This window comes from Celeribacter ethanolicus (genome assembly GCF_001550095.1).
Lineage (GTDB): Bacteria > Pseudomonadota > Alphaproteobacteria > Rhodobacterales > Rhodobacteraceae > Celeribacter > Celeribacter ethanolicus.
In genome coordinates this window covers 1-11,745 of record NZ_LRUC01000032.1, presented here as the reverse complement: position 1 = coordinate 11,745, position 11,745 = coordinate 1, and the positions used below count along the sequence as shown (strand labels likewise).

Annotated in this window: 13 protein-coding genes; 5 read left to right on the top strand and 8 right to left on the bottom strand. The window is 60.8% G+C overall.

The genetic code is table 11. The annotated features are described in order from the left end of the window. Positions 1-16: 16 nt before the first annotated feature. Together NH195_RS12060 and dapD are read right to left on the bottom strand one after the other, a co-directional pair. Positions 17-259 (bottom strand): GlsB/YeaQ/YmgE family stress response membrane protein, encoded by a 243-nt coding sequence (locus NH195_RS12060; protein WP_066707299.1) that lies wholly within the window; start codon positions 257-259, stop codon positions 17-19. Between the two features lie 86 nt (positions 260-345). Beyond that, a complete protein-coding gene (gene dapD, locus NH195_RS12055) occupies positions 346-1,173 on the bottom strand; it encodes a 2,3,4,5-tetrahydropyridine-2,6-dicarboxylate N-succinyltransferase (RefSeq protein WP_066707296.1) in 828 nt (275 codons plus the stop codon). Between the two features lie 117 nt (positions 1,174-1,290). Here dapD and NH195_RS12050 point away from each other — a divergent pair, with 117 nt between their 5' ends. Next, the gene (locus NH195_RS12050; RefSeq protein WP_066707295.1) at positions 1,291-2,139 is read left to right on the top strand and encodes an LOG family protein; all 849 of its coding nucleotides are present in this window, start codon (positions 1,291-1,293) and stop codon (positions 2,137-2,139) included. Here the strand turns inward: NH195_RS12050 and NH195_RS12045 are convergent, their stop codons facing one another. Both NH195_RS12045 and NH195_RS12040 read right to left on the bottom strand, forming a co-directional pair. Further along, positions 2,140-2,331: a hypothetical protein gene (locus NH195_RS12045; protein ID WP_066707294.1), complete on the bottom strand. Its 192-nt coding sequence runs from the start codon at positions 2,329-2,331 to the stop codon at positions 2,140-2,142. Next, positions 2,319-2,663: a hypothetical protein gene (locus NH195_RS12040; protein WP_066707293.1), complete on the bottom strand. Its 345-nt coding sequence runs from the start codon at positions 2,661-2,663 to the stop codon at positions 2,319-2,321. The genes NH195_RS12045 and NH195_RS12040 overlap by 13 nt, the downstream gene beginning before the upstream one ends. Before the next feature lie 187 nt (positions 2,664-2,850). Here NH195_RS12040 and NH195_RS12035 point away from each other — a divergent pair, with 187 nt between their 5' ends. Then, a complete protein-coding gene (locus tag NH195_RS12035; protein WP_066707290.1) occupies positions 2,851-3,642 on the top strand; it encodes a substrate-binding domain-containing protein in 792 nt (263 codons plus the stop codon). 33 nt (positions 3,643-3,675) lie between these two features. Here the strand turns inward: NH195_RS12035 and rlmN are convergent, their stop codons facing one another. The 4 genes from rlmN to serB all read right to left on the bottom strand — a co-directional run bounded on the left by rlmN (position 3,676) and on the right by serB (position 7,349). Next, on the bottom strand, positions 3,676-4,860 hold the full coding sequence (gene rlmN / locus NH195_RS12030) for a dual-specificity RNA methyltransferase RlmN (protein ID WP_066707288.1): 1,185 nt from the start codon (positions 4,858-4,860) through the stop codon (positions 3,676-3,678). Positions 4,861-4,973: 113 nt separating this feature from the next. Next, positions 4,974-5,513 (bottom strand): invasion associated locus B family protein, encoded by a 540-nt coding sequence (locus tag NH195_RS12025; RefSeq protein WP_066707285.1) that lies wholly within the window; start codon positions 5,511-5,513, stop codon positions 4,974-4,976. A gap of 206 nt (positions 5,514-5,719) precedes the next feature. Next, a complete protein-coding gene (locus NH195_RS12020; protein WP_066707282.1) occupies positions 5,720-6,478 on the bottom strand; it encodes a TSUP family transporter in 759 nt (252 codons plus the stop codon). Beyond that, positions 6,471-7,349 (bottom strand): phosphoserine phosphatase SerB, encoded by an 879-nt coding sequence (gene serB, locus NH195_RS12015; RefSeq protein WP_066707279.1) that lies wholly within the window; start codon positions 7,347-7,349, stop codon positions 6,471-6,473. The genes NH195_RS12020 and serB overlap by 8 nt, the downstream gene beginning before the upstream one ends. A gap of 256 nt (positions 7,350-7,605) precedes the next feature. Between serB and NH195_RS12010 the strand changes: the two genes are divergently transcribed. The 3 genes from NH195_RS12010 (at position 7,606) to NH195_RS12000 (ending at position 11,744) form a co-directional block, all read left to right on the top strand. Further along, positions 7,606-8,748, top strand: a complete 1,143-nt coding sequence (locus NH195_RS12010; RefSeq protein ID WP_066707276.1) for a phosphoserine transaminase — start codon at positions 7,606-7,608, stop codon at positions 8,746-8,748. A 129-nt stretch (positions 8,749-8,877) separates the two neighbouring features. Continuing rightward, a complete protein-coding gene (serA, locus tag NH195_RS12005; RefSeq protein ID WP_066707274.1) occupies positions 8,878-10,470 on the top strand; it encodes a phosphoglycerate dehydrogenase in 1,593 nt (530 codons plus the stop codon). 143 nt (positions 10,471-10,613) lie between these two features. Further along, a complete protein-coding gene (locus tag NH195_RS12000; RefSeq protein ID WP_066703712.1) occupies positions 10,614-11,744 on the top strand; it encodes an S-(hydroxymethyl)glutathione dehydrogenase/class III alcohol dehydrogenase in 1,131 nt (376 codons plus the stop codon). Position 11,745: the final 1 nt, after the last annotated feature.

The following is an 11,745-nucleotide window of genomic DNA, read 5'->3' as shown; positions in this document are numbered from 1 at the left end:
CCATTCCCGGCGCGGCTTACCGCAGGCGCCGGGCCAGCCAGATCAACAGGCTCGCCCCGAAAATCCCGACAATAAGTTGCGGCACCCAGCTATTTGCGGCGTAAATGCCGACGAGCGACAGGATCAGGTTGAGCACGAAAGCCCCCAAGATCCCCAGGAGAATATTGGCCAAAAGGCCCGTGTCGGCCTTCATGAAACTGCTGGCGATCCAGCCCGCAAGCCCGCCGACGATGATTGATGCGATAAGTCCAAGTCCCATGTTGGCCTCCTGTTTCTCTTTCGATCCAACGCAAACGGGCGCCGAAAGGTTCCCCCTCCAACGCCCGCAAGACCATATCGCGAAAATCAGTCCCGCAGCAGCTCGTTGATCCCGGTTTTCGAACGGGTCTTGGCGTCCACGCGTTTCACGATCACCGCGCAGTAGAGGCTCACGCCATTCTTCGACGGCATGCTGCCAGCGACGACGACGGAGTAGGGCGGCACTTCGCCGTAGAACACTTCGCCGGTTTCGCGATCGACGATCTTGGTCGACTGGCCGAGATAGACGCCCATGCCCAGCACAGAACCTTCGCGGACAATCACGCCCTCGGCCACTTCGGCCCGCGCACCGATGAAACAGTTGTCTTCGATGATCACCGGACCGGCTTGCAGCGGCTCAAGCACACCACCGATGCCAGCACCGCCGGAGAGGTGCACGTTCTTGCCGATCTGCGCACAGGAGCCGACGGTGGCCCAGGTGTCGACCATGGTGCCGCTGTCGACGTGCGCGCCGAGGTTCACGAAGGACGGCATCAACACGACGCCCGGCGCGATATAGGCGGATCTGCGGACCACTGCGTTCGGCACGGCACGGAAGCCCGCCTCTTTGAACTCGGCGGTGCCCCAGCCTTTGAATTTGCTGTCGACCTTGTCCCACCAGCCGGAGCCTTGCGGACCACCGTCGTGCAGCTCCATGTCCTTGATCCGGAAGCCCAGAAGCACGGCCTTTTTGGCCCACTGGTTCACATGCCAGTTGCCGTCTTCCTGTTTCTCGGCCACGCGAATCTCGCCCTTGTCCAGCGCGTTCAGCGTCGTCTCGATGGCTTCGCGGGTTTCGCCGCCGGTTGCAGGGGTGATCGTATCGCGCGCGTCCCACGCGGCTTCGATGGCGGCTTCGAGCTGTGCATTCGACATATTGGTCTCCGAGGTCGTCGTGGAATATTCGTTCCTGCAGGCTATAGTCGCTAGAGCACGTCCGCGCAACGCGCGAGACAGCACAGGCGACGAGACAAAACGACCTAAGAGGCACGCATGACCGATCAGCAACCGATGAACCGCCGCCACCCGCTTCGTGACAGCCGGGTGGATCAGGAGACCGCCCGCCATATTCCGGACACGCCGCAGACGCGCTCCCCCTCCTACCCGCTGGCCTTCACCGATGTCGACTTCATGCTGCGCGACGATCTGCGCCCGGTGCGCTTACAGCTCGAACTTCTGAAACCCGATCTGATGATGCAGGAATTCGGCGTCGAGAGCACCATCGTGATGTTCGGCGGCGCGCGCATCCCCTCGCCGGACAAGAAACATACAGCCAAGACGGAGACGCTGGCGGAACTGTCGAAATATTACGACGAGGCACGGGAGTTCGCCCGGATCATGACCGCGCGCAACAATGGCCACAGGGAAAACGTCATCGTCACCGGCGGTGGGCCCGGGGTCATGGAGGCAGGCAATCGCGGCGCGCAGGACGCGGGCGGGCTGTCGATCGGCCTCAACATCGTGCTGCCACACGAACAGGCACCGAACGAATATGTCACGCCGGAACTGTGTTTCAACTTCCACTATTTCGCCATTCGCAAGATGCATTTCCTGATGCGCGCCAAGGCCATCGTGGTCTTTCCGGGCGGGTTCGGCACGCTGGACGAGATGTTCGAAAGCCTGACGCTTATTCAGACCGGGCGGATGAACCGGGTGCCGTTCCTGTTGTTCGGCAAGGCGTTCTGGGAAAAGATCATCAACTGGGAGGCGCTGGCCGACGCGGGGACCATCGCGCACAAGGATCTTGAGCTGTTCAAATTCGTCGAGACCGCAGAGGAGGCGGTCAAGGCGATTGACGACTGGCCCAGCGCAGGACCGCGTCAGAGTCTCGAAGGGCGGTAATCAGAGCTTCTGTTGCAGCACGGTTCTCGCTAGATCCACCAGCACCGGGTTGGAGGCTTCCATCAGCCGGTGCATGTAACGGTCAAGCGCCATCTCCTGCACCATCGCGCCAATCGGCTGACCGGTTTCGCGGGCGAGGAGGTGGAGCATGCGCACCGTGCTTTCGGGCAGAAGCAGCGTCAGTTTTTCCATGGGGGTTTCCTGTCAGAGGGGCAGAATCCGTTGTCTCTGGTCGCGGGCGCACGCGGGCAAGCATGACCGGGAAAGGGCACGCCGAAGCGTTTCATGAGGCGGGAAGAAGGCTGGCCGATCTCGACAACCGTGCAAAGCCGCTCGCCCTCCGTGGTCTGAAGGATCAGTCCACCGCCACGCGCGGCGAGCTCATAGCCTTTCGCCCTAAGCACCGCTTGCAGATCGTCCCAAGCCGTCGCATTGGCGAAATCATGGGCCAGATAGGCCGTCAGGGCATGCGGCTTGCGCGGCCCCTTGTAGCCGAACGCCCCTTCGAGCGGGCGCGTGGCCACGTCGGGGCAGTTGTCTAATCTGATCTGTCTCCGGTCCATGCCGGACTGTGCCCCGGGCATGGTTAAAACGGCGTTACCAAGTTCACACCACGATGACGTGCCTGTGACATACCCCCGGGAATAATGCGCTCCTCCCGTCTGTATCTCTTCTGCGCACCCTCGCGCGATGCAGCATATTGGAGACCTCATGCGTATGCCCCTTCTCACCCTCGCCCTGTTCACCGCAGCCCCCGCGTTTGCCCAGGTCACGACGCTTTACGACCCCGCGATCCCCCATTCGCCGCAGGACGGCGTGGTGAAACTCTACGGTGCGGGCGGGCCGCACACGGCGTTCCAGAAGGTCGCGGATGTCTGGATGGAGAAGACCGGTCAGAAAATCGAGATCATCGCCGGGCCGGAAAGCAAATGGTCGCCCATGGCGCAGGCCGATGCCGATATTCTCTGGGGCACGTCCGAACAGTCGATGACCGCCTTTCTGGAGACCTACAAGACGTTCGCGTCGGATCAGGTCGAACCGATCTATATTCGCCCGACAGTGATCGCAGTGAAACACGGCAATCCGAAGGGCATCACCGGGTTTGACGACCTGCTTGCGCCGGGGATGAAGATCGTCGTAACCGAAGGCGCAGGCGTCTATAACACCTCCGGTACCGGTACCTGGGAAGACGTCGCTGGGCGTCTCGGCAAACTCGAAGACGTCACCGCCTTTCGCAAGAATATCGTGAGCTATGCCAAAGGCTCGGGCGCAAGTTTTCGGGCGTTCATCTCCGAAGATGCCGATGCCTGGATCACCTGGCCGAACTGGCCCGCAACCCATGACGAGTTGGATCAGATCGACCTGAGCCCGGAGCGCACCGTCTGGCGCGACGTGAACGTCGCGCTGTCACCGATGGCGGACCCGCAAGCGGCGGAATTTCTGGCGTTTCTCGTCACTGACGAGGCGCAGGCGCTGATGGCGACCGAAGGCTGGCAGCGCTAAAGGAAAGGGCCGGTTCAGCGCCGGCCCTTTTCATCAGATCGCCTGACCGGCTTCTTTCAGGATTTCCTTACGCGATTTGCGCGCGCGCTCGGTGGCGGATTTGAGCTGCCCGCAGGCGGCCATGATGTCCTCGCCCCGTGGCGTGCGGATCGGCGAGGCATAACCCGCCTGCATCAGGATCGTCGCAAAGGCGCGAATGCGGTTGTTCGACGAGCGTTGATAGGGCGCACCGGGCCATTCGTTGAAGGGAATGAGGTTCACTTTGGCCGGAATGCCGTCCAGAAGTTTCACCAGACGATGCGCATCCTCATCCGTGTCGTTTACATCCTTGAGCATCACATATTCAAAGGTGATGCGCTCGGAATTCGTCGCCTTCGGGTATTCGCGCAGCGCTTCGAGCAGTTTCTCGATGTTCCACTTCTTGTTGATCGGCACCAGGACATCGCGGATCTCATCGGTCGTCGCGTGGAAGGACACGGCCAGAAGACAGCCGATTTCCTGCGCGGTGCGGTGAATTTCCGGCACGACGCCAGAGGTCGAGAGCGTGATGCGCCGACGGCCGAGCTGAATCCCTTCGGCATCCATCACGATCTTCATCGCGTCGCGCACGTTCTCGAAATTGTAGAGAGGCTCGCCCATCCCCATCAGCACGATATTGGACAACAGCCGGGTCTCATCTTTGGGCGCGCCGCGCTCGGGCCATTCGTTCAGATCGTCACGCGCCATCATCACCTGACCGACAATCTCGCCCGCCGTCAGGTTGCGCACCAGTTTCTGCGTCCCCGTGTGACAGAAGGAACAGGTCAGCGTACAGCCCACCTGCGACGACACACAAAGCGTGCCGCGGCCCTCTTCGGGGATATACACCACCTCAACCTCATGCCCACCGTCGATGCGCACGAGATATTTGCGCGTTCCATCCTCGGAGACCTGTTTGGAAACAACCTCCGGCACACGCACTTCGAATTTCTCGGCCAACATGGCGCGGTAATCCTTGGCGAGGTTGGTCATCTCGGCGAAATCGCGCACGCCCCATTGGTAGATCCATTGCCAGATCTGGCCTGCGCGCATCTTGGCCTGCTTCTCCGGCGTGCCGTTTTCGATCAGGGTCTGACGCAGCGCATCGCGGGTCAGTCCGACAAGGTTGATCTTGTCAGACGGCATTTCCTTGCGCGGAAAGGTCATTACATCCTGCGTGATCGGTGCGCTGGGGTCCATGGCGGGTCTCTTCAAGTCGGTGATCAAGCGGCGCTTCTACAGGATTTCCCGTCGAAACGCCATATGAAAAGGCCCCGCGCTTGCAGGGCCTCGATCGCATCGCATGTTCAGACTTACTTGCCGCAGCGTTTCGCCGCTTCTTCGACAGACGCCGTGAAGCCCAGAAGCGAGAACGTGTCCTTGGTCACCGTTCCGCGCGAGGAATGCCCGGTCAGCGTCGCCGTCGCCCCGCGCTTCATCGCCGCGATGATTTTCGCGTCGTCCTCGGGCGTCACCGCCCAGGCGGTCTCGTCATCGGAATTGGTGAACAGCGCGAAACCTGTACCACCGATGTCGAGCGTCACTTCGGAGCCGGGCTCGAACGGATAGCCGCCAAGGAAAGACACCTGACCGTTGACCCCGTTGCCCGGCGCATAGGTCACGAACAAAAGAATGTCGGAACGCGTCACCGATTTCGGGCGCCCGGCACTGTCGGTGTTCAGGGTCTCTTTCGGAATCGACACAGCCCAACAGGTCTTGGTCGGGTTGCTTTCCTCATAGACGTACCAATCGGTGTTCGATCCCACCTGATTGGTACTCTGCTGCGCGACCACGGGCGCGGCCATTCCGACCAGCGCGGTCGCAAACAGGGTCTGTCTCACGAAAAAATTCATTGATCTCTCGCTGCCTCTCATTCACCGGCCAGTTTTGACCTCGTCCTCCGCTGTCTATAGCTGCGGTTTTTCGCCGGGGTCAGGCCATTTCCATCATCTTCGGGGCACAGTAACGTAAATCCGCCGATTTGGGAAAGGCCCTTGGCAGAAATTCGCTGAAACGTGAAAGCCCTGCGGTTACATCGGCTTTCCGATGGCTCAAATACTCAAAACCACTCGGAAATCAGCTTGAGCGCCAGTGCCGTGGAAGCGATCACCAGCACCGGCTTGATCAGCTTCGCCCCGACTTTCGTGGCGAGCGTCGAGCCCACATAAGCGCCTGCGATCTGCGCCGCGCCCATGGCGAGGCCGAGCATCCACAATGGCTTCGCCACCATCACAAACCCCACGAGGCCGCCGACATTCGAGGCAAAATTCAGAAGCTTCGTATGTGCGGTCGCCTTGAGGATGCCGTATCCCGCAAGACTGACGAAGCCCAGCATGAAAAACGCGCCAGCGCCCGGCCCCAAAAGCCCGTCATAGAATCCGATGAACGGCACGAACGTGGTGGCAAATAGCACCGGTGTGATACGCTGGGTCCGGTCCATGTCGTTGAGGCCGGGTTTGAAGGCGAAGAACAGCGCGATCGCAATCAGCAGCACCGGCAGGCCGAGGCGGATCACGTCGGTGGGCAGCGAGCTTGCCAGAAGCGCGCCGAAAACGGCGCCCATGAAGGACAAAAACGCCGGGCCGATCTGTTTGCGCAGGTCGACATGCCCCGCGCGGGCGTAGTTGATCGCAGCCATACCAGCGCCAAAGAGGCCCTGCACCTTGTTGGTCGCCAGCGCCTGCACCGGCGGAATGCCCGCAAGCATCAGGACCGGCACGGTGATCAGCCCACCACCCCCCGCAATACTGTCGACGAACCCAGCCGCAAAAGCCGCTGCGATGAGAATCAGCAGGAGGTCGAGAGAGACCTCAAACACCCGCGAACTCGGATTTGGCGTAGCCCTGCACGTAGAGGAGTGCGGAAAGGTCGCCATGATTGATGCGAATCTCGCATTCTGCCGCCACAGAAGGCTTCGCATGAAGCGCCACGCCAGCGCCCGCCAGTTTCAGCATGCCGAGATCGTTTGCCCCGTCGCCCACCGCGATCACATCGGAATGCGGGATGCCGAGACGCTCGGAAATGTCTTCGAGCGCCTGAACCTTGGCCGCACGGCCGAGAATCGGCAGGCCGGGTTTGCCGACCAGTTCGCCATTCTCGATCAGGAGCGTGTTGGCACGGTTCTCATCGAATCCGAGCGTGTCAGCCACATAACCGGTGAAGGCGGTGAAGCCCCCCGACACCAGCGCGCAATAGGCCCCGTCCCGTTTCATCGTCGCGAGCAAGGCCTTGCCGCCGGGCATGAAGGTGATGCGCTCGTCGATGACCTTCTGAATGACGCTTTGCGGCAGGCCTTTCAAAAGCCCGACCCGTTCGGTCAGCGCGCCTTCGAAATCCAGCTCACCGTTCATTGCCTTGGCAGTGATCTCCTTGACCCGATCGCCAACGCCCGCGACATCGGCCAGCTCGTCGATACATTCCTGTTGGATCATGGTCGAATCCATATCCGCCAGGAGCATTTTCTTGCGGCGGCCTTCGGTCGGAACGACGATCAGGTCGATGCCCTGCGTTTGCAACCCTTCCCAGACATCCCATTGATTCGATGGTACGGTCTCGACGGTGAACTCGGTCGCCTCTCCCAGTGCGAGCCATTTGAGATCGCCCCCGCCCCAGGCCGAGCGCAACGCATCGGCAGTGGTCAGATTGAGCGCCGGTGCGGCAGGATTTGTGAGCAGAATACAGGTGAACATGCATGGCCTCCGTTTGTCGCCTGTCTACGCAATGACATGCGGCGTTGCCAGCATTATGAGATCGGGCTTCGAGGGTTTTCCGCCAAGCGCGGTGAAGTTTCCAATCGGAAACGATCCAGCGCATTTGCGACGGATACCGGAGAAAAATGCGACAGATTTTTACGAATTCATATTGCTGTGCCCCGGGAAAGCCTCTAATTCGTCCCACGGGACACCTCTCCCCAACGAGAGGCATTTATCTGGAAGGATAGCATATATGGCTACCAAGCACCCGCAAACGCGTCCTGCAAACCCGCGTTTCTCCTCTGGCCCCTGCGCCAAAATCCCCAATTTCTCCGTCGAAATGCTGGCTGACGCGCCTCTGGGCCGTTCGCACCGTGCCAAGGTTGGCAAGGACAAGCTGAAAGCCGCCATCGAGACGACCCGCGAAATTCTGGACGTTCCCGCAGATTACAAGATCGGGATCGTGCCCGCCTCCGACACCGGCGCCGTCGAAATGGCGCTCTGGTCGCTGCTGGGTGCCCGCCAAGCCACCATGCTGGCTTGGGAATCCTTCGGCTCCGGCTGGGTCACCGATGTTGTGAAACAGCTCAAGATCGACGCCGAAGTGAAAACTGCCGACTACGGTCAAATCGTCGATTTCGCCGATGTCGATTTCAACACCGACGTCGTGTTCACCTGGAACGGCACCACCTCCGGTGTGCGCGTCCCGAATGGCGACAAGATCCCCACCGACCGCGAAGGTCTGACCATCTGTGACGCGACCTCCGCGGCCTTCGCGATGGACCTGCCCTGGGACAAGCTCGATGTCACCACCTTCTCGTGGCAGAAGGTGATGGGCGGCGAAGCGGCGCACGGGATGTTGATCCTCAGCCCGCGCGCTGTTGAGCGTCTCGAAAGCTACACCCCCGCATGGCCGATGCCGAAGATTTTCCGCATGACCAAAGGCGGCAAGCTGATCGAGGGCATCTTCGTCGGCGAAACGATCAACACGCCCTCCATGCTGGCGGTCGAGGATTACCTCGTGGCGCTGGAGTGGGCGCAAAAGATCGGTGGTCTGCCGAAGCTGATCGAACGCTCCACCACCAACGCGAAAGTGCTCTGGGACTTCTGCGACCGTCACGACTGGATCGCCAACCTCGCCGAGGATGACGCGACCCGTTCGAACACCTCTGTGTGTCTGAAGTTCACCGATGACCGCATCAAGGACGGTGCCGTGTTCGCAAAGGCCGTGGCAAAGAAACTCGAAGAGTATAACGCCGCTTACGACGTGGGAGCCTATCGTGACGCCCCTGCCGGTCTGCGCGTGTGGTGTGGCGCCACGGTCGAGTCCTCCGATATTGAGGCCCTGACGCTCTGGCTCAAATGGGCCTTTGAAGAGTGCATTGCCGAGCAATAATCGCTGATTTTTGAGGGTCGGCAAAGCGTCGGACTTTTGTCGGACTTTTGTCGGACCCCATTCAGGACCAAAGCGCCGGGCGACACCGCCCGGCTCCCAATCCCAACATATTCCCGAGGAGTGCCCGACATGGCCCCCAAAGTTCTCGTCTCCGACAAGCTGTCGGAAACCGCCGTCCAGATTTTCCGTGACCGCGGCATCGACGTCGATTTCCTGCCCGATCTTGGCAAAGACAAAGACAAGCTTGCCGAAGTGATCGGCAAATACGACGGTCTCGCGATCCGCTCCGCAACCAAAGTCACCCCGTCGCTGCTTGAGCATGCCACCAACCTCAAAGTGGTTGGCCGCGCAGGCATCGGCACCGACAACGTCGACAAGGAAGCCGCGTCGAAAAAAGGTGTGATCGTGATGAACACGCCGTTCGGCAACATGATCACCACGGCCGAGCACGCCATCGCGTTGATGTTCGCGGTCGCCCGCCAGATCCCCGCTGCCGACGCCTCCACGCAGGCCGGCAAATGGGAGAAATCCAAATTCATGGGTGTCGAGCTGACCGCCAAGACGCTGGGTGTCATCGGCGCCGGCAACATCGGGGGGATCGTCTGCAACCGTGCGCTCGGCCTGAAGATGAAAGTGGTCGCTTACGATCCGTTCCTCTCCGAAGAGCGCGCCGCCGAAATGGGTGTCGAGAAGGTCGAGCTCGACGAGCTGCTGAAACGCGCCGATTTCATCACGCTGCACGTGCCGCTGACCGACAGCACCCGCAACATCCTCTCGAAAGAGAATCTCGAGAAAACCAAGAAAGGCGTGCGCATCATCAACTGTGCCCGCGGCGGTCTTGTGGATGAGGTTGCCCTCGCCGAGCTGATCAAATCCGGTCATGTCGCTGGCGCCGCCTTCGACGTGTTCTCCGAAGAGCCTGCGACCGACAACCCGCTCTTCGGTCTTCCGAACGTGGTCTGCACCCCGCACCTCGGCGCCTCCACCACGGAAGCGCAGGAAAACGTGGCGCTTCAGGTGGCCGAACAGATGTCCAACTACCTGATGGACGGCGCCGTCGAAAACGCGCTGAACATGCCGTCGATGACCGCCGAAGAAGCCAAGGTCATGGGCCCCTGGGTGAAACTGGCCGAAAGCCTCGGCACGTTCATCGGTCAGGTCACCGAGGAAGCCATCGAGACGATCAACATCACCTATGATGGCGTCGCCTCCGAGATGAACCTCAAGGCGCTTGAAGCCGCCGTGATCGCAGGCATCATGCAGGCGGTGAACCCGGACGTGAACATGGTCTCCGCGCCGCTGATCGCGAAAGAGCGTGGCATTCAGATTTCGAAAACCACCCAAGATGCCTCCGGCGCCTTCGAAGGCTACATCAAGCTCGACATCCAGACCGTCGAGAAATACCGCACCATCGCGGGCACGGTGTTCTCGGACGGCAAGCCGCGCTTCATCCAGATCAAAGGCATCACCATCGATTCCGAGGTGGGCGAGCACATGCTCTACACCACCAACAAGGACGTGCCGGGCATCATCGGGAAACTCGGGACCCTTCTGGCACAGCACGAGGAAAACATCGCGAACTTCACGCTGGGCCGTGCCAAGGCGGGTGGCGATGCGATCGCCATGACCTTCCTCGACACGCCGATCAAACCGGAAACGGTCAAGGCGCTGAAAGACTCCGGGCTGTTCCAACGGGTGATCCCGCTGCACTTCAAAGCCTGACCGCACAGGCGGTCTTTGCAAATAATCGGACCGGGCCGCTGGACAAACCAGCGGCCCTTCGTATTTCTAAGGGCGAATCCGGCGCAGATGCGCCGTTCTGGAAGTTGCAGGCAGGGGCACTGCCGGAGAAAGAGGACGCGTTTATGAGAACGAAAGCCGCGGTTGCGCTTGAGGCCGGGAAACCGCTCGAGATAATGGAAGTGAACCTCGAAGGCCCGAAGAAGGGCGAGGTTCTGATCGAGATCAAGGCCACGGGTCTGTGTCACACGGACGAGTTCACCCGGTCGGGCGCCGATCCGGAGGGCATCTTCCCCTGCATCCTCGGCCACGAGGGCGCGGGCGTCGTGCTGGAGGTTGGCGAAGGCGTTACCACGCTGAAACCGGGCGATCACGTCATTCCGCTTTACACGCCCGAGTGCCGCGAATGCCCGTCCTGCCTCTCCGGCAAGACCAACCTCTGCACCGCGATCCGCAATACTCAGGGTCAGGGGCTGATGCCCGATGGCACCACGCGGTTTTCGATGCTCGACGGCACGCCGGTCTACCACTACATGGGCTGCTCGACCTTCGCGAACCACACCGTCATGCCGGAGATTGCATTGGCCAAGGTGCGTGACGACGCGCCCTTCGACAAGATCTGCTACATCGGCTGCGGCGTGACCACCGGCATCGGTGCTGTGATCAACACCGCGGGCGTCGAGATCGGCGCGACCGCCGCCGTCTTCGGTCTCGGCGGCATCGGTCTGAACGTGATCCAGGGCCTGCGCATGGCCGGGGCCGACATGATCATCGGTGTCGACCTGAACGATGACAAAGAGGAGATGGCCCGCAAATTCGGCCTGACCCATTTCATCAATCCGACGAAAATCGAAGGCACCGTGGTCGAGGAAATCGTCAACCTGACCAAACGTGGCGCGGATCAGATCGGCGGCGTGGACTATTCCTTCGATGCGACCGGCAACGTCAAGGTGATGCGCGACGCGCTGGAATGTTCGCACCGGGGCTGGGGCGTGTCCGTGGTGATCGGCGTGGCGCCGTCGGGGGCGGAGATTTCCACGCGTCCGTTCCAGTTGGTCACGGGCCGCGTCTGGAAAGGCACGGCGTTCGGCGGCGCGAAAGGCCGCACCGATGTGCCGAAATTCGTCGACTGGTACATGGACGGCAAGATCGAGATCGACCCGATGATCACGCACAAGCTGAAGCTTGAAGAGATCAACCACGGGTTCGATCTCATGCATGAGGGCAAGTCGATCCGCGCTGTCGTCGAGTTTTAAA